Raw genomic sequence first — 21,076 nt, forward strand, 5'->3', positions numbered from 1 at the left:
GGTGCTGTCAGGTCCCCGGGATGGTCTGCTGCGCGTGCGCGACGTCGCGGGCGAGCTCGCTCTTGAGCTCGGCGACGGCCTTCTGGTCCGGGTAGAGGTCGAGCGCCGCGATGTGCTGCTTGGCCTCGAGCGGACGGCCCGCCTCGATGGAGGCGAGCACGAGCTGGCGCGCCACCTCGGGGTCGTGCTCGCGCGGCCGCCAGTGGCCGACACCCAGCCCGAGGGCGTCGACCGGCAGGCCGGCCTCGCGCAGGAGGGCCAGGGCCTCGACCAGCGCCCGGCCCGACGGGTCCCGCTCGGCCGCGGTGGTCAGACGACGGACCGTGCCCTCGTGGTCGTCGTGGACCGAGAGCCGGGCGACCTCGATCAGCGGGTACCACGCCCGGGGGTTGCCGGCGAGCTCCTCGCCCAGGGCCCAGACCGCCAGGTCCGCGGCGCGCTGGAGCTCCGTCTCGTCGGCCGGCGCGGCGAGCGGGTCGGGGTCGGTGCTCGCCTCGGCAGCCCGGCGACGGACGATCTCCGCGAGGGCGACGAACGCCCGCTCGTTGTTCGGGTCGTCGCTGAGCATGGAGCGCAGCGCGTCCTCGTGGAGCGTGTCACCGCGTCGCGACGCCTTGGTCGGTCGGCGCGCGCCGACCCGCGAGGCCGAGGTCGGCCGTCGCATGAGTTGACGCAAACGGGGCAGAAGAGCCATGACGCGACCTTATCGGCTGGGGGCGGGCCTCACCCGGTCGACGACGTACCTCACACTTCCGCGACCCCCGCTGGTGGACGTCGTTTGTCGACTTCCCACAATGCCGGACCCTATGCTCGCCCCATGTCCAGCAGCCTGCGCGGGGCGGGCTCCACGCCCGTCGCGCCCCCTGACAAGCAGGACGCACCCGCGAGCGGCGCCCGTTCCCGCCGGCCGGTGACGGCCCGCGCGCGGACACCCGTGCTCGAGGCGCGTGGTGGTCCCGAGACGCAGCGCCGGGTACGCGACAGCGCCGGGCTGCTGTCCGGTGCCGCCATGAGACGTCTCGACGAGGACCTCGAGTGGTACCGCGCCCTGCCCGCGGAGGACCGTTCCTGGGTGGGGCTCGTCGCCCAGGCCGGCATCACGGCCTTCGTCACCTGGTTCGCCGAGCCGACCCGCCCGCCGCACGGGGTCGGCGACATCTTCGCCGCCGCCCCGCCGGAGCTGACCCGGTCGATCTCGCTCCAGCACACCCTGCAGCTGGTCCGCGTGGTGGTCGACGTCGTCGAGACCCACAGCGACCGCCTCGCCGCGCCGGGCGACGAGCGGGAGGTGCGCGAAGCGGTGCTCCGGTACTCCCGGGAGGTCGCGTTCTCCGCCGCCGAGGTCTACGCGCGCGCCGCCGAGGTCCGTGGCGCCTGGGACGCGCGCCTCGAGGCCCTGGTCGTCGACGCCCTGGTGCGGGGCGACGTCGACGACGCGCTGCGCTCACGGATCGCCGCCCTGGGGTGGAGCGGACGGGGATCGACGCTGGTCATGGTCGGGACGACCACGTCGGCGCTGGACGACGTGCGCGCCGCCGAGCTCCGTCGGGCGACGCGCCGTGCGGCCGACGACGCCCTCGTGGGCATCCAGGGCGACCGCCTCGTCGTCTTCCTCGGTGGCGAGGGCGACCTGCGCGCCGCGGCGAGCACGCTCCTGCCCCGGTTCGGCCCCGGTCCGGTGGTGATCGGGCCGGTGGTGGGTGATCTCACCGACTCGGCACGCTCCGCCCGGGCCGCGCTCTCCGGCCTCCTCGCCGCCCCGGCGTGGGAGCAGGCACCCCGGCCCGTGCAGGCGGAGGAGCTGCTGCCCGAGCGCGTGCTCATCGGTGACGTCACCGCGCGCCGCACTCTGGTCGCCCAGGCGTTCGCGCCCCTGGCTGCCAGCCCGGGCTCGCTGCTCGAGACCCTGTCGGCCTACCTGGGCACGGGCCGCTCGCTCGAGGCCGCCGCCCGCACCCTGTTCGTGCACCCCAACACGGTCCGGTACCGCCTGCGGCGGGTCGCCGACGTCACCGGCTGGGACCCCCTGGACGCGCGCGAGTCGTACGTCCTGCAGATCGCCCTCGCGCTGGGTCGTCTGGACGCCGCCGACGGCCCGACGAGCGGCACCGCTCGCTGAGCTCGTTGTAGGAGTCACACAAGGGCGTCCGAGAAGGTTGGTGCACGCCGTGAGCCGGACGGCCGCCATCGGGAAGGCAGAGTGGTCGCGTGCTCGCTGTCGTCTGCCCCGGTCAGGGCGCCCAGTCCCCCGGCATGCTCGCCCCGTGGCTCGAGCTGCCGTCCGTCGCCGACTCCCTCGCGCGGGCCTCCCGCACGACCGGTCTGGACCTGGTCGCCCACGGCACCACGTCCGACGCCGACACCATCCGGGACACCGCCGTCGCGCAGCCGCTCCTCGTGGCCTCCGCCCTGGCGAGCCTGCGCGCGGTGCTCGAGCTCGGGGCCGACGACCCCCTCGACATCGCCGCCCGCCGGTTCGTCGGCGTGACCGCGGGCCACTCGGTCGGCGAGCTGGCCGCGGCGGCGATCGCGGGTGTGCTGACCGACGACGAGGCCCTGCGCCTGGTCACCGTGCGCGGCTCGGCCATGGCGCGGTCGGCCGCCGCGACCCCGACCGGCATGAGTGCCGTGCTGGGCGGCGACCCGGACGAGGTGCTCGCCGCGCTCGCCACTCACGGTCTGGTCCCCGCCAACGTCAACGGCGGCGGGCAGGTGGTCGCCGCCGGCACGCTCGACGCCCTCGCGGCGTTCGCGGCCGCTCCCCCGGCCAAGGCGCGCGTGATCGCGCTCCAGGTGGCGGGCGCGTTCCACACCGAGCACATGGCACCGGCCGTCGCCGAGCTACGCGCCGCCGCCGACGACGTGACTCCGGGCGAGCCGATGGTCCCCCTGCTCACCAACTCCGACGGCACCCTCACCGCGTCGGGCGCCCGGGCGCTCGAGCTGATCGTCGCGCAGGTGGCCAACCCCGTCCGCTGGGACCTGTGCCAGGCGACGCTCCTCGAGCTCGGTGTCACCGGGCTGCTCGAGGTGGCCCCAGGAGGCGTGCTCACCGGGCTGGCCCGGCGTACGCTGCCCGGGGTCGAGACGGTCGCCGTCAAGACCCCTGCCGACCTCGACGCCGCGCGCGACCTGGTCCGTCGGCACGCCGGAACCCCCCAGAGCACCCAGGAGTCGTCGTGACCCGTCCCACCCTCACGCAGGCCACCGGACCCGCGCACTCGCGCATCCTCGGCCTCGGCGGCGTCCGTGGGGAGCGCACGGTCACCAACGACGAGCTGGTCGGACCGATCGACTCCTCGGACGAGTGGATCCGGCAGCGCACGGGCATCATCACGCGGCGCCGCGCCGAGCCGGGCACCGACGTGCTCGACCTGGCCGAGGCCGCCGCGCTGCAGGCCATCGCGAACGCGGGCCTGACCGGCGCGGACATCGACGTGGTGATCCTCTCGACGGTCACCTACTTCCACCAGACCCCCGCGGGCGCCGCGATCATCGCGGACCGCATCGGTGCCACCCCCGCCGCGGCGTTCGACATCTCGGCCGCGTGCGCGGGGTACTGCTACGGCATCGGCCAGGCCGACGCGCTGGTCCGGGCCGGCAGCGCCCGCCACGTGCTCGTCATCGGCGCCGAGAAGATGAGCGAGTTCGTCGACCCGACCGACCGCTCGATCTCCTTCCTGCTGGGCGACGGTGCCGGCGCCGTCGTCATCGGCCCCTCGGACACGCCCGGCATCGGGCCGACCATCTGGGGCTCCGACGGCAGCCAGGCGCAGGCCATCCGGCAGACCCACTCCTGGCTCGCCACGCGCGACGAGGGCGCGGGCTGGCCGACGCTGCGCCAGGAGGGCCCGAGCGTCTACAAGTGGGCCGTCTGGCAGATGGCCCCCGTCGCGCAGAAGGCCATGGACGCCGCCGGTGTCACGGCTGACGAGATCGACGCGTTCATCCCGCACCAGGCGAACATGCGGATCATCGACCAGATGATCAAGACGCTGAAGCTTCCGGACACGGTCGTCGTCGGCCGCGACATCGCGGACACCGGCAACACGTCGGCCGCGTCGATCCCGCTGGCGACCGAGCGCCTGCTGCGCGAGGGTCAGGTGAGCAGCGGCGCGCTCGCCCTGCAGATCGGCTTCGGCGCCGGTCTGGTCTACGCCGCCCAGGTCGTCGTCCTGCCGTAGCAGAAATCGTCGGTGCGACCCCCGGTTGTACCGTTCGTCCCGACCCCAGTGCTTCGACCACGAAGCAGCACCGCCCCGACAGAGGAGACACCGATGGCGTACAGCGAGCAGGAGATCCTGGCCGGCCTGGCCGAGATCGTCAGCGAGGAGACCGGTCTTCCCACGGACTCCGTCCTGCCCGAGAAGTCCTTCACCGACGACCTCGACATCGACTCCCTGTCGATGATGACGATCGTCACGCTGGCCGAGGAGAAGTTCGACGTGCGCATCCCCGACGACGAGGTCAAGAACCTCGCGACCGTGGGCGACGCCGTCACCTTCATCACGGGCGCGCAGGCCTGAGCCTGCGCCGCCGTGGTCGGTCCCGGGTGCACCGCCCGGGACCGACCACCCTCACGACCGCCGACCTGGAGCACCGATGAGCCACGTACCCGACGTCGTCGTCACCGGACTGGGAGCCACCACGCCTCTCGGCGGGGACATCCCCAGCACCTGGGCCGCCGCGCTCGCCGGCGAGTCCGGTGCTCGACCCTTCGACAACGACTGGGTCGAGACCTACGGCCTCCCCGTCACCTTCGCGGCGACCATCAAGGTCAAGCCCGAGGACGTGCTCCCCCGGCCGGAGCTCAAGAGGATGGACCCGTCCGCGCAGTACGCGATCATCGCGGCGCGCGAGGCGTGGGCCGACGCCGGCTCCCCCGAGGTGGACGGCGACCGGCTCGGCGCCGTCGTGTCGTCCGGCATCGGTGGCATCTGGACCACCCTGGACGCCTGGGACACGCTCAAGGAGAAGGGTGCACGCCGCATCCTGCCGATGACCGTCCCCATGCTCATGCCCAACTCCCCGACCGCCTACGTCTCGCTCGAGCTGGGTGCCCGCGCCGGCGCGCACGCGCTGGTGTCCGCCTGCGCGTCAGGCGCCGAGGCCATCGGCTACGGCGTGGAGATGATCCGCACGGGCCGCGCCGACATTGTCGTCGCCGGTGGCACGGAGGCCACCATCCACCCGATGCCCATCGCCGCGTTCGCCGCGTCCCGCACCCTCTCGCTGCGCAACGACGACCCCGAGGGTGCGTCGCGCCCCTACGACGTCGACCGGGACGGCTTCGTCATCGGCGAGGGTGCCGGCATCGTCGTCCTGGAGAGCGCGGCGCACGCTGCCGCCCGTGGCGCGCGGGTCTATGCCCGGATCGCGGGCGTCGGTCTGTCCGCGGACGGCTACCACATCACCTCCCCCGAGCCCTCGGGCGACGGCCAGATCCGCGCGATGCGGGCCGCCCTGGAGGAGTCGGAGATCGCACGGATCGACGTCGTGCACGTCAACGCGCACGCCACGTCGACCGTCGTCGGCGACCTCATCGAGGCGCGCTCCATCCGCGGTCTGCTGGGCGACGAGGCCGACCACGTGGCACTCTCGGCCACCAAGTCGATGACCGGTCACCTGCTCGGTGGCGCCGGTGCCCTGGAGACGATCTTCACGGTCCTCGCGCTGCACGACCGGCAGGCGCCGCCGACGATCAACGTGGAGAACCCCGACCCGGAGCTGGTCCTGGACCTGGTCCGGGACAAGCCCCGCGCCCTGCGTGACGGGGACATCGCGGCGGTCAACAACTCGTTCGGGTTCGGCGGGCACAACGTGGCCCTGGTCGTCGCCTCGGTCTGACGCGACAGAGCGCAGGTCGACGCGACAACCCCGTCCCGCGTCGGCCTGCGCTCCGTCGACCCTCAGCCCACCCGGTGCAGCCAGCGCACCGGCGCGCCGGCGCCCGCGTAGCGGAACGGCTCGAGCTCGTCGTCCCACGCCTGCCCGAGCGCGAGGTCCAGCTCGGTGCGCAGACGGACCGGGTCCGCGCTGTGCTCCAGGGCGGCCCGGATGCGGTCTTCGGGCACGACGATGTTGCCGTGCACGTCGGTGGCGGCGTGGAAGATCCCGAGCTCAGGCGTGTGGCTCCACCGGGAGCCGTCCACGCCGTGGCTGGCCTCCTCGGTGATCTCGTAGCGCAGGTGCGCCCAGCCGCGCAGCGCGGACGCCAGACGTGCGCCGGTGCCCTGAGGTCCCTGCCACGAGTGCTCCGCGCGGTAGAAGCCCGGTCCGGCCGGCTGCGCGGTCCAGTCGAACGTGGTGCGCGAGCCCAGCAGGTTGCCTGCGGCCCACTCCACGTGGGGGCACAGCGCACGCGGCGCAGAGTGCACGAAAAGTACACCGCGGGTGATCGCACCTGCCATGTCGTCCTCCTGAACGGGCTCGAGGTTCGCCTTCCCCAACGACCTCAGTCACGTTCTCAGGACCATGCATGACGTAAAGACAGCGCACGCGGCGTGCTGGGGACAGCATGCCGGACGTCGCGGCGGAGCGCCAGTGACTAGAGCGTGTCGCGGATGGCGCGCATCGCCTTCTTGCGCACGGAGCGCTCCAGCCGGTCGAGGTAGAGCATCCCGTCCAGGTGGTCCACCTCGTGCTGGAGGCAGCGCGCCATGAGCTCCACGCCTTGGACGACGACCTCCTTGCCGTCCAGGTCCGTGCCGACCACCCGTGCGTACCAGGACCGGTGCGTCGGGTACCAGAGGCCGGGGACCGAGAGGCAGCCCTCGTCGCCGTCCTGGTACTCGTCCTCCGACAGCTCGACGATGACCGGGTTGAGCACGTAGCCGACCTCGTCGTCGATGTTCCAGGAGAACGCCCGCAGGCTGACGCCGATCTGGTTCGCGGCCAGTCCGGCACGACCCTCGGTGTCCACGGTCTCGAGCAGGTCCTCGACCAGACCGCGCACGCGGTCGTCGATGGTCGTGATCGGGTCGCAGGGGGTGCGCAGGACGGGGTCTCCGACAGTCCGGATCTCTCGCATCGCCATGGGCCGATCCTCGCACGACCAGCGGATCCACGAGGCGGACCAACGCCCTGGGCGTCGTCCTTGCGACCCCGGTGTGAGCAGAACGACACCCGCCGGCCTCGCCGCTCCGTCCCGCCGGATCTATTCTTTGTACTGACCGGTCAGTCAAGAAGGAGTCGTCCCGTGTCCCCACCAGCCACCGAACAGCCGTCCGCGGTGACCGCGCGCTCGCTGGAGCTCCACGGCGACCGCGGCACGGTCTACGGCCCTGTCGACCTCGACGTCGCTCCCGGCGCGCTCACGCTGGTCCAGGGGCCCCAGGGCGCCGGCCGCACGAGCCTGCTCCTCACGCTCGCCGGCCGCATGGTGCCCGACCCGTCGTCCGAGCTGGTCGTGCTGGGACATCGCCTCCCCGCCCAGCGCTCGCTCGTGCAGCGACAGGTCGCGCTCGCCGGGTTCGCCGGCGTCGACGAGCTCGACGACTCCGTGACCGTCGGCGCCCACGTGCGGGAGCGCCTGGCGTGGCTGGCGCCCTGGTACCGCCGCTCCCGCCGTGCCGACCAGTCAGTGGTCGACCGCGCCCTCGCCCCGGTCTTCGGTGACCTGCCCGTGCCGGACGTGCAGACCGTCGTCTGGCACCTGGACGAGGTCGACGCGCTGCTCCTGCGCATCGCGCTGGCCATCGCCCAGCGCCCCGGGATGCTCGTGGTCGACGACGTCGACCAGGTGCACGACCCCGCGCGGCGGCGCATCGTCTGGTCCCGCCTCGAAGCCTTGGCCGCGGCCGGGACCACCGTGATCGCCTCGTGCGCCGACCCCGACGAGGCCGCCGTCACCGCCTGGACCGTCCTGCCCGTGCACGCCCCCACCGACTGAAGGTTCGCGATGCTCTCCCTCACCTCCGGCACCGAGCTGCGCCGATTCGGCCGCGGACGCCTCCCCCGGCTCGCCGTCGCGGCGATGCTGGTGGTGCCGCTGCTCTACGGCGCGCTGTACCTCTGGGCGTTCTGGAACCCGACGGGGCACCTGGACGCCATGCCGGTCGCCCTGGTGAACGCCGACGCCGGTGCGGAACGCGACGGCACCCGGCTCACCGCCGGCCAGGACCTCGCGGACACGCTGACCGACGGTGCGGCGCTCGACTGGGTGGTCACCGACGCCGCCGACGCCGCGCAGGGTGTGCGCGCCGGCGACTACTACTTCGCGGTCACCATCCCCGACGACTTCTCCGCGGACCTGGCCTCTGCGGCCGGCGACCACCCGACGGCGGCGCAGATCGGCGTCACCTACAACGACGCCAACTCGTTCATCGGCACCACGCTGGGCCGCACCGCCATGGACCATGTCCGGGAGGCCGTCGCCGCGACCGCCGGCGAGGAGGCCGTGGACCAGGTGCTGATCGGGCTCGGCTCGGCACGTGACGGGATGCTCCAGGCCGCCGACGGCGCGATCTCCCTGCGCGATGCGTCCGCACAGCTGGGCGACGGTGCTCAGCAGGTGGCCGACGGTGCCACCGAGGCCCGCGACGGTGCGGCGCAGCTCGCGTCCGGGGCGACCGCGCTGGACGACGGGGCCAGGAAGGTCGCCGACGGCGCCACCCGGCTCGCCACGGGCAGCTCCCGGCTCGCCGCCGGTGCGAGCACGGCCGCCGGCTCGAGCACCACGCTGGCCGCGGGGACGCGGCAGGTCGCCGACGGCGTCCACACCACCGTGCAGCAGGTCGACGCGCTCACCGGTCGGCTGCCCGCCCTGGCCGACGGCCTCACGCAGGTCGGCGGGTACCTCTCCGCACGCGCGGCCGCGGGCGACCCGACCGCCGCGGCCCTGCTGGCCGGTCTGGCGAGCACCGACCTGCCCGACGAGGGCGACCTGGCGACGATGACCGACCAGCTGCACGCGCTCGACGCCGGCGCCGCGCAGACCGCGGACGGCGCGCAGGCGCTCAGCACCGGTCTGCGCACGCTGGCCGACTCGTCCGGCACCCTCGCCACAGGCTCGGCCTCGCTCGCTTCGGGCGCCCAGCAGACCGCCGATGGCGCCGACGCGCTGACTGCGGGCGCTGCCGGCCTGGCGACCGGGACAGCGACGCTCGCCGACGGCGCCACCCAGGTCGCGACCGGCACGGGGCAGCTGGGCGGGGGCGCCCAGCAGCTGGCTGACGGGCTCACCGACGGCGCGACGCAGATCCCCGACGACACGGACGCGCAGCGCACCGCCCGCGCGGACGCCCTCGCCACGCCGGTGGCCATCGACGACGAGGACGTGGCCCCCGCCGCCAGCCTCGGCGAGGGGTTCGCTCCCCTGTTCATCCCGTTGGCCCTCTTCGTCGGCGGCCTCATCACCTGGCTCCTGCTGCGGCCGCTGCCCACGCGTGCGCTGGCGACGCCGGCGTCCGGGTGGCGCGTCGCGCTCGCGGGCTACCTGCCGTCGCTGGTGATCGGTGCCGGCCAGGTGCTCCTGCTGCTGGGTGTCGTCGGGTTCGGCCTCGGGCTGAGCATCGGGCACCCCGTGGGCACGATCGCGTTCCTCCTGCTGGTCGCCGCGACGTTCCTGGCAGTCCAGCAGATGCTGCTGGCCGTCCTCGGGTCGGCGGCGGGCAAGGTGGCGACGATCGCGCTGCTCATGCTCCAGATCACGTCGGCCAGCGGCACCTATCCCGTGGAGACCACCCCCGCGTTCTTCCAGGCCATCCACCCGCTCCTGCCCATGACCTACGCGGTCGAAGGGCTGCGCGACCTGATCACCGGCACGCCCGATGCCCGCCTGTGGCGAGCCGTGGTGTTCCTCGTGGGGCTGACGACCGCCTCGCTGGCCGTGACGGCGTGGAAGGCCGGGCGCCTGCGGACCTGGACCGTCGCACGCCTCCACCCCGCTCTGAGCATCTGAGAGGCTGACGCCCATGCGCACGACGACCACCCGGGAGCACATCGTCGAGGCGGCGCTCGCCCTCGTCGCGGACCGCGGCTTCACGGCCACGTCGGTCGACGACATCGCGTCGGCCGCCGGCGTCGCCAAGGGCAGCGTGTTCTACAACTTCGGCTCCAAGTCCGCCTTGTTCGAGGCGATCATCACGGAGGGCGTGGGGCGGCTGACCGTCGCCCTGCGGGGTGCGACCGTCGGCTTGCACGGACGTGACGCGCTCGACGCCCTGGTCACCGAGCTGCTGGGCCAGATCCGCAGCCACCCGGACTTCGCCAAGCTCATGGTCGCGGAGACGTTCCGGACCGGGCGCAGCTGGCAGGACTCGATCCGGCTCGTCCGCGAGGAGGCCATGGGCGCGTTCGCCGCCGTCGTCGCCGACACGTGGCCCCACCGCGACGCCACCCTGACCGCCGCCGCCCTCTTCGGCGCCACGCTGCTCGCCGGGCTCGAGTGGCTCGTGTTCCAGCCGGAGCGCACTCTGGACGACGTCCGGGCGGCCGTGCTCGCTACGGTGCACTGAGCGTTCCCCGCCCGACACACGCCGTGGAGGCCCCGCGATGCCGAACGAGCCCGCACCGAACGGCGTCCACTCCGAGGTCGGACGCCTGCGCAAGGTCCTGGTCTGCGAGCCCGGTCTCGCCCACCGGCGCCTGACGCCCACCAACGCGGCGGACCTCCTGTTCGACGACGTGCTCTGGGTCGAGAACGCGATCAGCGACCACCGCGCCTTCGTCGCGCAGCTGCGGGCGCGCGACGTCGAGGTGCTGGAGCTGCACGAGGTCCTCGCGCAGACGATGGCCGCGCCCGGTGCCCGCGACTGGCTGCTCGACCGCAAGATCGTGCCGGACGACGTCGGACTGGAGCTGGTCGACGACGCACGAGAGTTCCTGGAGCGGCTCGAGCCTGCCCGCCTCGCCGAGTTCCTCATCGGCGGGCTCGCCACCACCGACATCACGGGCGGTTTCGACGACGACCACTTCGCGCTCGCCGAGTCCTCGCCCGACGCCCGCGAGTACGTCATGCCGCCGCTGCCCAACACCCTCTACACACGCGACACCACGTGCTGGCTGTACGGCGGCGTCACGCTCAACCCGCTGTACTTCCCGGCGCGCCACGACGAGACCCTGCTGATGAAGGCGGTCTACCTGTTCCACCCTGCCTTCGCGGGGTCGACCGTGTGGTGGGGAGACCCCGAGCGGCACTGGGGCCGCTCCACCATCGAGGGCGGCGACGTCATGCCGGTCGGCAACGGCACCGTGCTGGTCGGCATGAGCGAGCGCACGTCGCGCCAGGGCATCACCCAGCTCGCCGCCGCGCTGTTCGCGCAGGGGGCCGCGGAGCGCGTCGTCGTGGCGGGGATGCCCAAGCTCCGCTCGGCGATGCACCTGGACACGGTCTTCACGTTCGCCGACCGCGACGTGGTGACCCTGTACCCGAGGATCGTCGACGCGGTGCACCCGTTCACGCTGCGCCCCGGCGACGGTGGCGGCGTGCACATCACGGACGAGGGGGGCGCGCGGTTCGTGGACGTCGTCGCCCGGGCGCTGGACCTGCCCGGGCTGCGCGTGATCGAGACGGGGGGCGACGCCTACGCGTCCGAGCGGCAGCAGTGGGACAGCGGCAACAACGCGGTCGCCGTGGAGCCGGGGGTCGTCTTCACCTACGACCGCAACACGACCACCAACGCCCTGCTGCGGGCGGCGGGCGTCGAGGTCATCGAGATCCGCGGGGCCGAGCTGGGGCGCGGGCGCGGCGGCGGCCACTGCATGACCTGCCCGATCAGCCGCGACCCGGTCTAGGAATGCGAAAAGGGCCCTTCCCGACGTCGGGAAGGGCCCTTTTCGTCTAGCGGAAGTTCTGAATCAGTCCGCCGCGCGCTGCGTGGGAATGCCGGTGAGGAGCGAACGCACCTCAGCCTCGTGGAAACGGCGGTGGCCGCCGAGGGTGCGGACGGCCGAGAGCTTGCCGGCCTGCGCCCAGCGCGTGACCGTCTTGGGGTCGACGCGGAAGAGCACGGCGACCTCGCCCGGCGTGAGCAGAGCGCCCTGCGAGAGGGGGGCGTCGGTGGTGACAGCCATGATGGATCTCCTGTCGTTCGGTAGCTCGGCTGGCCCAGTGGGCCCCGTGGCTTTGCGTCCCCGCCTTGCAGCGGGTTTGCCGTTGTCGCTGACAAAAGGAACTATGCCCGAAACTGGACGCGCGTGCAAGAACCCCGACCGCACGTTTCGCGCGCAAACGGGTGATTTAGATCCGGCCATACCGGGCGCGAACGAACGAGTACACCCCGTAGGCCACGAACCCGAGCGCGACGATGACCAGCAGGACCACGCCCGCGGGCTGGTCACGCAGGGTATGGAGGGCGCCGTCGAGCCCGGTGGCCTTCGACGGGTCCGCCTGCACGGCGGCCGTGACGAAGAGCACACCCACGATCGCGAGCGCGACACCCTTGGCCACGTAGCCGACCACGCCGAGCCGCCGCACGACCGGTCCCGCCGTGCCGGACGGCAGCCGGTGCAGGTCCTGGAGGAACTTCTTCTTCGCGCCCTTGTAGACGTGGTACGCCCCGACGGCGACGATCGCCAGGCCGAGCGCGGCCACGAGCAACCGGCCTCCGGGTGCCCCCATGAGCTTGGCCGTCGCGTCCGCCGTCTGGGCCGAGCTGGACGAGCCGCCTCCCCGCGCGAAGCTGAGCGCGGTCAGGGCCAGGGCGAGGTACACCACCGCGCGGCCCGCCGCCTTCGCCCGCTCCCCCGCGCCACCCGAGCCACCGCCCGAGGGCGAGCCGTGGATCGCCTTGGCCACCTGCCAGGCGCCGAGCGCGAGGAAGGCGACCACCGAGAACCACAGGACGACGCTGCCGAACGGTGTCGCGGCGATCGTGCCGAGCGCTCCCGACTGGTCCGCCTGCTCGCCGCCGCTGCCGAGCGCCACCCGGAGCGCCAGCACCCCGATGAGGATGTGCAGCACCCCGCTGACCGCGTACCCCGCCCGCGCCGCGAGCTCCCAGCCGCGCTGCGCGTTCTCCGTGCTGCTCGTCGCCACCACTGCATCTCCTTCGGCCTGGCCCCCGTCGCGCCGATCGTGGCAGGAGGGGAGCCGTCCGGCGACCGGAGAGCTCGGGCGAGGGTGGGGCAGGTGGGGCTTGAACCCACGACCCACGGATTATGAGTCCGCTGCTCTGACCGGCTGAGCTACTGCCCCGAGGCACCGCACACCCTACCGAGGCCTCACTCCGGCGTGTTGTCGAGGTCCCCGCCGAGCACGTAGGGCGTGTCGACGCCGGTGTAGGCCAGGTGCGCGACGAGGCCTTGCTGGGCGTGCGGCAGGTTGTGGCAGTGGTCCATCCAGACGCCGGGGTTGTCGGCGACGAACGCCACCTCGTAGGACTCCCCCGCCGCCAGCTCCAGAGAGTCCGTCCACCACGGACTGCCGGTCGACGGCGCGCCGTCCCGCGACAGGACGAGCAGGTGGTGGCCGTGCAGGTGCATCGGGTGGCCCTGACCGCTGGAGTTGCGCAGGATCATCCGGACGACGTCGCCCTCGCTGACGACGAACATCGGCACGTCCGGGTACGTGTGGCCGTTGATCGTCCACTGGAGACCGGGACGACCGGCGACGAACCCCGGGCGGCGCCCGATCGCGTAGTCGAACCGGCGGTCGACGGCGCGCGGGTCGAAGCCGACGTCGGTGGGCGTGCCGTAGGTGAGCAGGTCGAGGGTGCTGCGCGGATCGTCGCCGTCGGGTGCGTCGTCGGCGGGTCCGACGATCACCGACTGCGAGCCGAGCCGGACCCGGACCGACCCGTCGTCCGGGACGGTCACCTCGAGGTCGGCGCGACCGCCGCCACCGATCAGGACGGCCTGCTCGGCGACGCGGCCGGGGTCGTGCAGGTCCCGTCCGTCGAGCGCGAGGAGCCGGTACCCGGACCCCGGCACCCAGGCGCGGAGCACTCCCGACCCGGTGTTCACCACCCGGACCCGGACGCGGTCCCCCGCCGCCGCGTCCACCCGCAGGTCCCCCGTCGAGCCGTTGACCGTCGGGACCGCACCGTAGGTGTGGACGGCCGCGACGGCCTCGACGCCCTCCTGGGGTGCGGCTGGCCGGACGACGAGCGCGCCGAACAGCCCGCCGCGCACCTGGGCGTGGGACACCTGGTGCGAGTGGTACCAGTACGTGCCGGCGTACTCGACGACGAACCGGTAGACGTGCGAGCCGCCCTCGGGCACGGCGTCCTGCGTGACGCCGGCGACGCCGTCCTCGGCGTTGGGCACGTCCACCCCGTGCCAGTGCAGGGTGGTGCCGTCGGGCACCGAGCGGTTGACCAGCGTCACCTGGACGAGGTCGCCGACCACCGCCTCGATCGTGGGGCCGGGGGACGTCCCGTTGAGCGTGTAGCCGGCGACGGTGCGACCGCCGACCTCGATCGGTCCGGCGTCCGCTGTCAGGGTGAGCTCGACGTCCGGGACACCGCCGGACGGCCCGGTGAGCGTCGCGACGCTCACGCGCGGTCCGTCCTCGGGCTCGTGGCCGTGGCCGGACGCCGCCGCGGGGCCACCACCGGTGTCGGGATAGCCCATGTCCATCACCGACGCGTTCGCCGGCACCAGGCTGGACCACCAGAACCAGGCGAGCGGGCCGAGCACGAGCAGAGAGGCGACGACGGCCGCGACGACCCGCCGACGTCGGCCCAGCGCCTCCCGCTCGGTCATCGGCTCAGGCGACGGCGTTGGCGGGGGCGGAGGCGTCGGTTGTCGTCGTGCTCCGCGGCACGCGCTGGGCGGCCGTGATGCTCACGCCGAGGATCGCGAGCGCGTTGGCCCCGTGCAGCGCGCCGACCACGGGTGCACCGAAGGCCACGAACGCGAGCACGATCTGCAGCACGAGCAGGCCCAGGATGATCAGGGCGTAGCGGACCGCACCGGGGAACTTGGCGAAGAACGACACGATGAGCAGCGCGATCACGAGCAGCGGGATCACCATCGTGCCCACGATCCCGTGCATCGCATGCCCGAGGTTCCCCTCCCAGTCCGAGTCGATGACGGCTCCACCGTCGAGGTCGTTCAGCGTGGCGAACCAGGCGTAGGCGATGGCGCCGGCCTGGACGAACACCCCGGTGGCCACCAGGTAGGCGAGCACCCGATACGCAGTCTTCATGTCATCCCTCGATCCCGTTGCGCTCCCAGGACGCGGTCGGGAACGGCCGCGCCTCCCTCCAAGATCCTCGGGGGCGCAATCAGATACTTCGTCCCGGTTTCTGGTCGTTCGCGGACGCGGTCGGGAGCAGCCACGCGGGTACCGTGAGGTCGTGGCCCTGTTCTCCCGACGCCGGATCCCCGCTGCCGACCGCAGTCGCCTCGACCTGCACCCGGGCGACACCATCCTGGTGAGCACCGAGCTGGCCGACGGCCGGCGCGCGGTCGCCTCACGGCGGGCTCTGCACCTCCTGGGACCCGACGGGCCGGTCGTGCGGCACCCCTGGTCGGACGTCGATCACGGCTCCCTGGACGCCGCCACCCGCACCATGACCCTGCGCTGGGTGTCGGGCGCGTCCGAGCAGCTGACCTTCGCGGGGGTGCCCGGGTCGTACGCGTTCTCGCAGACGTTCCGGGAGCGGGTGCAGCAGTCCGTCGTGCATGCGGCGTCCGTCACACTCCCCGGCGACCACCGCGCACGAGTCGTCCTGCGCCGCGACGAGGACGGCCGGATGTTCACGCAGGTCCTCGGCGACGCGTCCATCGACCTGTCGGACCCGGCCGTGGCAGCCATCGTCGACGCGGCCGAGGACGAGGTACGCGACGCCGTCGGGCTCCCCCGCTGACGCGTCCAGGGCACCCCGCAGCGGCTGCTAGAGTTTCTTCCCGCACGATCCCTCGTAGCTCAATTGGCAGAGCATCCGACTGTTAATCGGACGGTTACTGGTTCGAGTCCAGTCGAGGGAGCCAGTATCACCGCAGGTCAGGCCCCCTTTCGAGGGGGCCTTCGTGCTGTCGTGCCCCAGACGTGCCCGAGCTCACGATGGTCGCCGAGCAGATCCGGCAGACCGAGCAGCGGGCCGCGGCGGCCAGGAGCGAGCTGCCACAGACCCGCCTGGCGTTGCTTGACCCCTCGGTCAGGTGATCAGTCAGTCGCCGACGGAGTTGCGGGCACGCTGCACGATCAACGGGTCGACATCGCCGACGACGTCCTCGTTCTTGCCGTCGTAGGAGAACTGGCTGAGGAAGTAGCGCATGGCGTTGAGCCGGGCGCGCTTCTTGTCGTTGCTGCGGATCATGATCCACGGCGCGTGATCGGTGTCCGTCCCGGCGAACATGGCCTCCTTCGCAACGGAGTACGACTCCCAGCGACCGAGGGACTCGAGGTCCATCGGTGACAGCTTCCAGCGGCGGACGGGATCGATCTGACGGATCGCGAACCGTGTGCGCTGCTCGCGGCGGGTGACGGAGAACCAGAACTTCGTCAGGTGGGTGCCGGCGTCGACGATGAGCCTCTCGAAGTCGGGAGCCTGGCGCATGAACTCCGCGTACTCGTCGTCGGAACAGAACGCCATCACTCGCTCGACGCCGGCACGGTTGTACCAGGACCGGTCGAACAGCACGATCTCGCCCTGCGTGGGGAAGTGCTTGACGTAGCGCTGGAAGTACCACTGGCCCTGCTCGGTGGTGGTGGGCATGGTCAGCGCGACCACGCGTGCTGCGCGCGGGTTCAGGTGCTCGACGAAGCGCTTGATCGTGCCGCCCTTGCCGGCCGCGTCGCGGCCCTCGAACACGATGATGTGCCGCTCGCCGTTGTCCTCTGCCCAGTACTGCAGCTTGAGGAGCTCGATCTGCAGGCGGTACTTGGTCTCTTCGTACTCCTCGCGATCCATGAGCTCGCCGTAGGGGTAGTCCTCGCGCCACGTCTCGACCGCTTTGCCGCCCGGGTCGATGAGCACGGGATCTGCTCCCTCGCCGCCGGCAACGCTGTAGCCCTCGGCCACCAGGCGGTCGATGTACTCGCGCAGATTGTCCTCGGCGTCAGGTGCGATCGCGCCGAGATCGAGCGGGAAGTCCATCGGATCCTCCTCCTGACGGCCGGCCCGACTGCGACGCCAGCGACGTCTCTTCATGATGGCTGTTCTCGGACCTTCTCCACAGAACGTGGCCCGGGGACCTGACGGTGTCCCAGCGGCTACTTCTTGCGCTCCGCTGCCTCGCGTCGGCGGCGGTGGGGATCACGCTTCACGCGATCGGCAGTGCGACACGACTTGCCCGGTGCGGCGTGGCACCGGGGGCACTCGACATCCAGCGGCTTGGTCATGCGCCGGACCCTAAGCCAGGAAGATGAACAGCTCGGCCTGGCCCGCCACGCCGGGCTGCGGTCGGGGGCTCGCTGGGTTGGACCGAGCCGGAGAGGCACGTCGCTGCGCCCTCGCGGTGCACGACGACGTACGTGATGATCTCGACGACGCGCGTCCGTGCTCGAGCTGGAGGCCCGGTGGGGCGCCGCTCTCCCGGTGACGCCCGCGTGAACGTTGGCCGTCGACTCGCGGAACACGCTCACGACCTGCGGGTTCAGGGACGACGCTCGGACCGTGGCCGACGTCCAGACCCTGCTGCGTGACCTGCGCTCCGGCGCAGTCCCGTCCTCCGACCTCGTGGGAACCCTCGCCGTCCCGCTGCACGCGGTCGATGCCGACACGCCCGTGCACGAGATCGAACCGCTCTTCCTCGATCCGGCGCTCCTGCGGATCGGCGTCATCGACCGGAACGCAGCGAACCGGATCGGGCTCATCACGCGATCGCGGTTCAACGCAGCCATGGCCGGCCGACTGGGCTACGGCCGAGCGGTCCTGACGCGTCGCCCAGCGCGTGCCGTGGCCGACTGGGAGCCGCTCGTCGTCGACGCGTCGTCACCCGTCGTCGAGGCGGCGCTGCTCGCGATGGCCCGACCGCCCGAGTCCCGGTTCGAGGACGTCGTCGTCCGCTCCGATCTCTGGTCGGCGACAGGGACAGCGGAGCTCGTGCACTCCCTCGCCGCCGCGCTCGCTGACCAAGGCATCCGCGACCGGACGACCGGCCTCGTCAACCGCCACTTCCTCGAGCACACGCTCGCCTCATGGGCGCACGAGATCCGGGGCTCCCGCCAACGACTGGCGGTCACACTGATCGACATCGCAGGCTTCGGCCTGCTCAACGCGGCCCATGGCCTCCCCCACGGCGACCGCGTGCTCGCCTCCATGGCGCAGGCGCTGACGGGCGCCTACCCGGGAGGCTGCGTACTCGGTCGGCTCGGCGACGACGAGATCCTCGTGGTGGCGGTGCTGCCCGCCGTGCCCGACGAACGCGCCCGCGAGGTCGCCGAGGAGCTGCGGCAGCGCGCGCTCCGCACGCTGGCCGCCACTCCCCCCGGCTTCGCCGACGGCGAGTGGCCGCCGGTCCGGGCGGTCGCCGCCGTGAGCCTGCAGGCGTGGGCAGACGGCCCTCTGTTGCTCCAGGAGCTGCACCGCGACATGCGCCGCAAGAAGGCCGAGCGGGCTCCGATCCGGCCGCGTCCCGGCCTCGAGTCCGGCAGCTGATTGTCGCGCCGGATCGCCGCGGCTATCGTCGCGGAGATGGACGATCGCGACCTCGTCGTCGACGGTTTTCGGATCCAGCCGCTCAGTCCTGCGACCTGGGACGCGTTCGCGGACCTGGCGGAACGTCACAACGGCGTCTGGGGCGGCTGCTGGTGCACCCACTTCCACCTCTACCCGGACCCCATCGAGGAGCGCCGCGCACTCGGCAACCGGGAGTTCAAGCGGCAGCTGGTCGAGGCCGGTCGCTCGCACGCGGCGCTGGTGTTCGACGGCGACACCGCGGTGGCGTGGGCCCAGTACGGGACGGTCGACGAGCTCCCGAACATCCAGCACCGCAAGGAGTGGGAACGAGGTGTCCCGCGCAGGCCGGACTTCCGGATCACCTGCTTGTTCGTGGACCGCGACTACCGGCGCACGGGGATGGCATCGATCGCGGTCCGCGGCGCGCTCGCGCTGATCTCGGCGGCAGGAGGTGGCCTGGTCGAGTCGTATCCGCACGACCTGCCACCGGGCAAGAAGACCTCGTCGTCGTTCCTCTACAACGCGACACGGACCATGTACGAGCAGCTCGGATTCACCTATCAGCGCCCCAAGGGCCAGGGCAACTGCGTGATGACCACCGAGGTCCCCGCGGGCACCAGAACGGCGCCCTGACCGCGCACGGGCACGCCACGCGTCACGAGCCCGCGGCTCGGTACGCCCTCCCGGCCTCGGTCGGCGTCGTCGCGTCGGTGTAGAGCCCGAACGCGACGCTGTCCCCCACCGCGGGCAGCCCGAACCACGCGTACCGCTCGACGTACGGACGCGACTCCATCCCGGCCGTCGACCCCTCGATGAACGCGGCAGCCTGGGCCCCCGTCGGGAACCTCGAGCCCCCGCCGAGCAGGCCGTACTCGGTGACCCAGATCGGGAGTCCGTAGCGCTCGTGCACGGCGTCGACATAGCCGAGGAAGTGCCCGACCGCCGCGTCGCTGAAGTCGGAGCCGTACCAGTGCAGCGTGATGAAGTCGACGCGCCTGCCCTGTGCGTGCGCGCCCGTCATGAACCGATCGAGCCAGCCGCCGGGCGTGTTCCCGCCCCAGGCGACCGCCGGGCTGCCGAGCCGCATCCCCGTGGCCTCGAGCCTGGGCCACGCGGCGAGCGCCTCCTCGACGCCCATGCCCGACTGCTCGGCGAGGTCCGGCTCGTTGAAGCCGAGCAGCGTCGACCCCTCGGCGGTCGCCTTCGCGAGGTTCGCGTCGGTGACGGAGTCCCGCCCCCAGATCATCGGGACGAACTCGACGTCGTCCGGCCCGGGCATGTCGGCGTTCGACGCCGACCAGTTGTAGTACCAGCCGGCGCCGACGTCGTCGAGCGCCCCCGTGAGGCCGTCGAACTGCCAGGTCGCGACGCCCTTCTTCGCCGAGGTCGCCGCCGCCTGCACGGGAGTCGCCACGGGCGGCGCCTCCGCCGGCGTCTCGACCACCGGCGCGGCGACCTCCGGAGCAGGGGCCACGACCTCAGGCGTGACCAGCGTCGGATCGGGTGTCGGGGCGGCGGTCTTCTCCACCGAGGACGATGTCGGGGTCGGCGTGCGGGTGACCGCGGCCTGCGCGCGCTGCCCGTCCCGTCGGTCGCCGGCGACCGCCGTCCCGACTCCGGCGACCGTGGCGGTCACGAGGGCGGCGACCAGGATCCCGCGCCCGACCGTCGTCCCGCCGACAAGTGCGAGCTTGCCCGCGAGTCCGTGCCCGGTCGCAGCATGCCCACCGGCCGCCGGCGTGCCGAGAGGCGAGCTGCCGGCCGCCTCGACGCCGTCCCGGAGGGCGCTCAGCACGAACGGCACCGGCGCCAGACCCACCCCGACGAGCAGCCGGTCCGCCGGCACGAGCCCGTGCCAGGCCGGCGCGCACTGCGGGCACTCGCGCGTATGCCGCGCGATCCGCTTGCGCCACAGCGCCGCCGGGCGCCCGTCCCACCCCGTCGTGACCGCGAGCAGGTCGATACACGGCGGCGAGGCGGCGAGCGCCCGCACGACGACGCGCGCCGTCTCGAGCTGGCCCTTCATGCGCTGGATGCGCACGGCTGCGTGCTGGGGGGTCACGTCGAGCGCGTCGACGATCTCCGGGCGGGTCAGCTCGCCCGAGGCCTCGAGCCACCACAGCGACAGCAGCTCGCGGTCGTCCTCGTCGAGCCAGCGCGTCGCCTCCGCGGTCTCCCGCCGCTGACCGGTGAGCTCGAGCCGCAGGATCGCGAGGTCGGTGAAGTCGGCACCCGGGTCACGGTCGTCCTCGGGCAGCGGGTCCGGCGCGCTCCCCTGGACCCGGTGGCGCTCGCGCACCTGCCGGACGGCGATCGCGACGAGCCACGAGCGGAACGCCGCCGGGTCGCGCAGGTCACCGAGCCCTCGCAGCGCCCGCAGCATCGTGTCCTGCACGACGTCGTCGACGTCCGCGTGCCCTCGCAGTGCCCGGCCGACGATCGCGTAGACGAGCGGGAGGTACCCGGCGACGAGGCGGTCGACCGCCTCGGGGTCGCCGTCGCGCGCGGCGACGACGGTCGCGGTGTCCGGGGGGAACGACATCGGCGGGCAGACCTCTCCAGGG

22 protein-coding genes, 2 tRNA genes and 1 riboswitch are annotated in these 21,076 nt (G+C 72.7%); of the genes, 13 read left to right on the top strand and 11 right to left on the bottom strand.

Annotated features, from left to right (window positions below):
- Positions 1–7: 7 nt before the first annotated feature.
- Entirely contained in the window at positions 8–568 is a 561-nt protein-coding gene (locus tag HP550_RS02795; protein ID WP_175346106.1) for a hypothetical protein, read from the bottom strand.
- Between the two features lie 249 nt (positions 569–817).
- Here HP550_RS02795 and HP550_RS02800 point away from each other — a divergent pair, with 249 nt between their 5' ends.
- The 5 genes from HP550_RS02800 (at position 818) to HP550_RS02820 (ending at position 5,847) form a co-directional block, all read left to right on the top strand.
- Complete coding sequence (locus HP550_RS02800; protein ID WP_175346075.1) at positions 818–2,119, top strand: PucR family transcriptional regulator; 1,302 nt, start codon at positions 818–820, stop codon at positions 2,117–2,119.
- Positions 2,120–2,208: 89 nt separating this feature from the next.
- Positions 2,209–3,183, top strand: a complete 975-nt coding sequence (locus tag HP550_RS02805) for an acyltransferase domain-containing protein (protein WP_175346076.1) — start codon at positions 2,209–2,211, stop codon at positions 3,181–3,183.
- Positions 3,180–4,184: a beta-ketoacyl-ACP synthase 3 gene (locus HP550_RS02810; protein ID WP_175346077.1), complete on the top strand. Its 1,005-nt coding sequence runs from the start codon at positions 3,180–3,182 to the stop codon at positions 4,182–4,184. Before HP550_RS02805 ends, HP550_RS02810 begins: the two co-directional genes overlap by 4 nt.
- 93 nt (positions 4,185–4,277) lie before the next feature.
- Positions 4,278–4,526, top strand: coding sequence for an acyl carrier protein (locus tag HP550_RS02815; RefSeq protein ID WP_055913595.1), 249 nt, complete (start codon positions 4,278–4,280; stop codon positions 4,524–4,526).
- A gap of 76 nt (positions 4,527–4,602) precedes the next feature.
- Positions 4,603–5,847, top strand: coding sequence for a beta-ketoacyl-[acyl-carrier-protein] synthase family protein (locus tag HP550_RS02820; protein WP_175346078.1), 1,245 nt, complete (start codon positions 4,603–4,605; stop codon positions 5,845–5,847).
- Between the two features lie 62 nt (positions 5,848–5,909).
- Here the strand turns inward: HP550_RS02820 and HP550_RS02825 are convergent, their stop codons facing one another.
- Together HP550_RS02825 and def are read right to left on the bottom strand one after the other, a co-directional pair.
- On the bottom strand, positions 5,910–6,410 hold the full coding sequence (locus HP550_RS02825) for a DUF3145 domain-containing protein (RefSeq protein WP_175346079.1): 501 nt from the start codon (positions 6,408–6,410) through the stop codon (positions 5,910–5,912).
- A 137-nt stretch (positions 6,411–6,547) separates the two neighbouring features.
- On the bottom strand, positions 6,548–7,036 hold the full coding sequence (gene def, locus HP550_RS02830) for a peptide deformylase (RefSeq protein WP_175346080.1): 489 nt from the start codon (positions 7,034–7,036) through the stop codon (positions 6,548–6,550).
- 162 nt (positions 7,037–7,198) lie between these two features.
- On the opposite strand from def, the gene HP550_RS02835 reads away from it, so the two are divergent.
- From HP550_RS02835 to HP550_RS02850, 4 genes are read left to right on the top strand one after another with little or no spacing between them, the layout of a single operon-like run.
- Entirely contained in the window at positions 7,199–7,891 is a 693-nt protein-coding gene (locus HP550_RS02835; RefSeq protein WP_175346081.1) for an ATP-binding cassette domain-containing protein, read from the top strand.
- Between the two features lie 9 nt (positions 7,892–7,900).
- Entirely contained in the window at positions 7,901–9,901 is a 2,001-nt protein-coding gene (locus HP550_RS02840) for a YhgE/Pip family protein (protein WP_175346082.1), read from the top strand.
- 13 nt (positions 9,902–9,914) lie between these two features.
- Positions 9,915–10,457, top strand: a complete 543-nt coding sequence (locus tag HP550_RS02845; RefSeq protein ID WP_175346083.1) for a TetR/AcrR family transcriptional regulator — start codon at positions 9,915–9,917, stop codon at positions 10,455–10,457.
- Positions 10,458–10,494: 37 nt separating this feature from the next.
- Positions 10,495–11,736 carry an arginine deiminase gene (locus HP550_RS02850; RefSeq protein WP_175346084.1) on the top strand — a complete coding sequence of 414 codons (1,242 nt, stop codon included), beginning with the start codon at positions 10,495–10,497 and terminating at the stop codon, positions 11,734–11,736.
- 63 nt (positions 11,737–11,799) lie between these two features.
- Here the strand turns inward: HP550_RS02850 and HP550_RS02855 are convergent, their stop codons facing one another.
- The 5 genes from HP550_RS02855 to HP550_RS02875 all read right to left on the bottom strand — a co-directional run bounded on the left by HP550_RS02855 (position 11,800) and on the right by HP550_RS02875 (position 15,091).
- A complete protein-coding gene (locus HP550_RS02855; RefSeq protein WP_175346085.1) occupies positions 11,800–12,015 on the bottom strand; it encodes a BldC family transcriptional regulator in 216 nt (71 codons plus the stop codon).
- 16 nt (positions 12,016–12,031) lie between these two features.
- A riboswitch (cyclic di-GMP riboswitch) is annotated at positions 12,032–12,106 on the bottom strand.
- Positions 12,107–12,181: 75 nt separating this feature from the next.
- Positions 12,182–12,982, bottom strand: coding sequence for a DUF1206 domain-containing protein (locus HP550_RS02860; RefSeq protein ID WP_425484414.1), 801 nt, complete (start codon positions 12,980–12,982; stop codon positions 12,182–12,184).
- 82 nt (positions 12,983–13,064) lie between these two features.
- Positions 13,065–13,138, bottom strand: a tRNA-Ile gene (locus HP550_RS02865).
- A 26-nt stretch (positions 13,139–13,164) separates the two neighbouring features.
- On the bottom strand, positions 13,165–14,646 hold the full coding sequence (locus HP550_RS02870; protein WP_175346087.1) for a multicopper oxidase family protein: 1,482 nt from the start codon (positions 14,644–14,646) through the stop codon (positions 13,165–13,167).
- Positions 14,647–14,650: 4 nt separating this feature from the next.
- The gene (locus HP550_RS02875; RefSeq protein WP_175346088.1) at positions 14,651–15,091 is read right to left on the bottom strand and encodes a COX15/CtaA family protein; all 441 of its coding nucleotides are present in this window, start codon (positions 15,089–15,091) and stop codon (positions 14,651–14,653) included.
- A 151-nt stretch (positions 15,092–15,242) separates the two neighbouring features.
- On the opposite strand from HP550_RS02875, the gene HP550_RS02880 reads away from it, so the two are divergent.
- Together HP550_RS02880 and HP550_RS02885 are read left to right on the top strand one after the other, a co-directional pair.
- Positions 15,243–15,755, top strand: a complete 513-nt coding sequence (locus HP550_RS02880) for a hypothetical protein (RefSeq protein ID WP_175346089.1) — start codon at positions 15,243–15,245, stop codon at positions 15,753–15,755.
- 48 nt (positions 15,756–15,803) lie between these two features.
- A tRNA-Asn gene (locus HP550_RS02885) sits at positions 15,804–15,879 on the top strand.
- 179 nt (positions 15,880–16,058) lie between these two features.
- Here HP550_RS02885 and ppk2 read toward each other — a convergent pair.
- On the bottom strand, positions 16,059–16,988 hold the full coding sequence (gene ppk2 / locus HP550_RS02890) for a polyphosphate kinase 2 (RefSeq protein ID WP_175346090.1): 930 nt from the start codon (positions 16,986–16,988) through the stop codon (positions 16,059–16,061).
- Between the two features lie 116 nt (positions 16,989–17,104).
- Entirely contained in the window at positions 17,105–17,614 is a 510-nt protein-coding gene (locus tag HP550_RS23190; RefSeq protein WP_425484415.1) for a zinc finger domain-containing protein, read from the bottom strand.
- Here HP550_RS23190 and HP550_RS22890 point away from each other — a divergent pair.
- Entirely contained in the window at positions 17,508–18,491 is a 984-nt protein-coding gene (locus HP550_RS22890; RefSeq protein WP_175346091.1) for a diguanylate cyclase domain-containing protein, read from the top strand. The two genes, HP550_RS23190 and HP550_RS22890, sit on opposite strands and share 107 nt — an antisense overlap.
- A gap of 36 nt (positions 18,492–18,527) precedes the next feature.
- Complete coding sequence (locus HP550_RS02900; protein ID WP_175346092.1) at positions 18,528–19,145, top strand: GNAT family N-acetyltransferase; 618 nt, start codon at positions 18,528–18,530, stop codon at positions 19,143–19,145.
- Positions 19,146–19,167: 22 nt separating this feature from the next.
- Here HP550_RS02900 and HP550_RS02905 read toward each other — a convergent pair whose 3' ends face one another.
- A complete protein-coding gene (locus HP550_RS02905) occupies positions 19,168–21,054 on the bottom strand; it encodes a sigma-70 family RNA polymerase sigma factor (RefSeq protein WP_175346093.1) in 1,887 nt (628 codons plus the stop codon).
- Positions 21,055–21,076 lie beyond the last annotated feature (22 nt).

Origin of the sequence: Cellulomonas humilata (genome assembly GCF_013359775.1) — a bacterium.
Taxonomy (GTDB): domain Bacteria; phylum Actinomycetota; class Actinomycetes; order Actinomycetales; family Cellulomonadaceae; genus Cellulomonas; species Cellulomonas humilata.

Bases quoted from the DNA above. Each gene is read 5' to 3' on its own strand.
- HP550_RS02795 (WP_175346106.1), bottom strand. From the start codon at position 568: ATGCTCAGCGACGACCCGAACAACGAGCGGGCGTTCGTCGCCCTCGCG.
- HP550_RS02800 (WP_175346075.1), top strand. From the start codon at position 818: ATGTCCAGCAGCCTGCGCGGGGCGGGCTCCACGCCCGTCGCGCCCCCT.
- HP550_RS02815 (WP_055913595.1), top strand. From the start codon at position 4,278: ATGGCGTACAGCGAGCAGGAGATCCTGGCCGGCCTGGCCGAGATCGTC.
- HP550_RS02820 (WP_175346078.1), top strand. From the start codon at position 4,603: ATGAGCCACGTACCCGACGTCGTCGTCACCGGACTGGGAGCCACCACG.
- HP550_RS02825 (WP_175346079.1), bottom strand. From the start codon at position 6,410: ATGGCAGGTGCGATCACCCGCGGTGTACTTTTCGTGCACTCTGCGCCG.
- def (WP_175346080.1), bottom strand. From the start codon at position 7,036: ATGGCGATGCGAGAGATCCGGACTGTCGGAGACCCCGTCCTGCGCACC.
- HP550_RS02840 (WP_175346082.1), top strand. From the start codon at position 7,901: ATGCTCTCCCTCACCTCCGGCACCGAGCTGCGCCGATTCGGCCGCGGA.
- HP550_RS02845 (WP_175346083.1), top strand. From the start codon at position 9,915: ATGCGCACGACGACCACCCGGGAGCACATCGTCGAGGCGGCGCTCGCC.
- HP550_RS02850 (WP_175346084.1), top strand. From the start codon at position 10,495: ATGCCGAACGAGCCCGCACCGAACGGCGTCCACTCCGAGGTCGGACGC.
- HP550_RS02855 (WP_175346085.1), bottom strand. From the start codon at position 12,015: ATGGCTGTCACCACCGACGCCCCCCTCTCGCAGGGCGCTCTGCTCACG.
- HP550_RS02870 (WP_175346087.1), bottom strand. From the start codon at position 14,646: ATGACCGAGCGGGAGGCGCTGGGCCGACGTCGGCGGGTCGTCGCGGCC.
- HP550_RS02875 (WP_175346088.1), bottom strand. From the start codon at position 15,091: ATGAAGACTGCGTATCGGGTGCTCGCCTACCTGGTGGCCACCGGGGTG.
- ppk2 (WP_175346090.1), bottom strand. From the start codon at position 16,988: ATGGACTTCCCGCTCGATCTCGGCGCGATCGCACCTGACGCCGAGGAC.
- HP550_RS02900 (WP_175346092.1), top strand. From the start codon at position 18,528: ATGGACGATCGCGACCTCGTCGTCGACGGTTTTCGGATCCAGCCGCTC.
- HP550_RS02905 (WP_175346093.1), bottom strand. From the start codon at position 21,054: ATGTCGTTCCCCCCGGACACCGCGACCGTCGTCGCCGCGCGCGACGGC.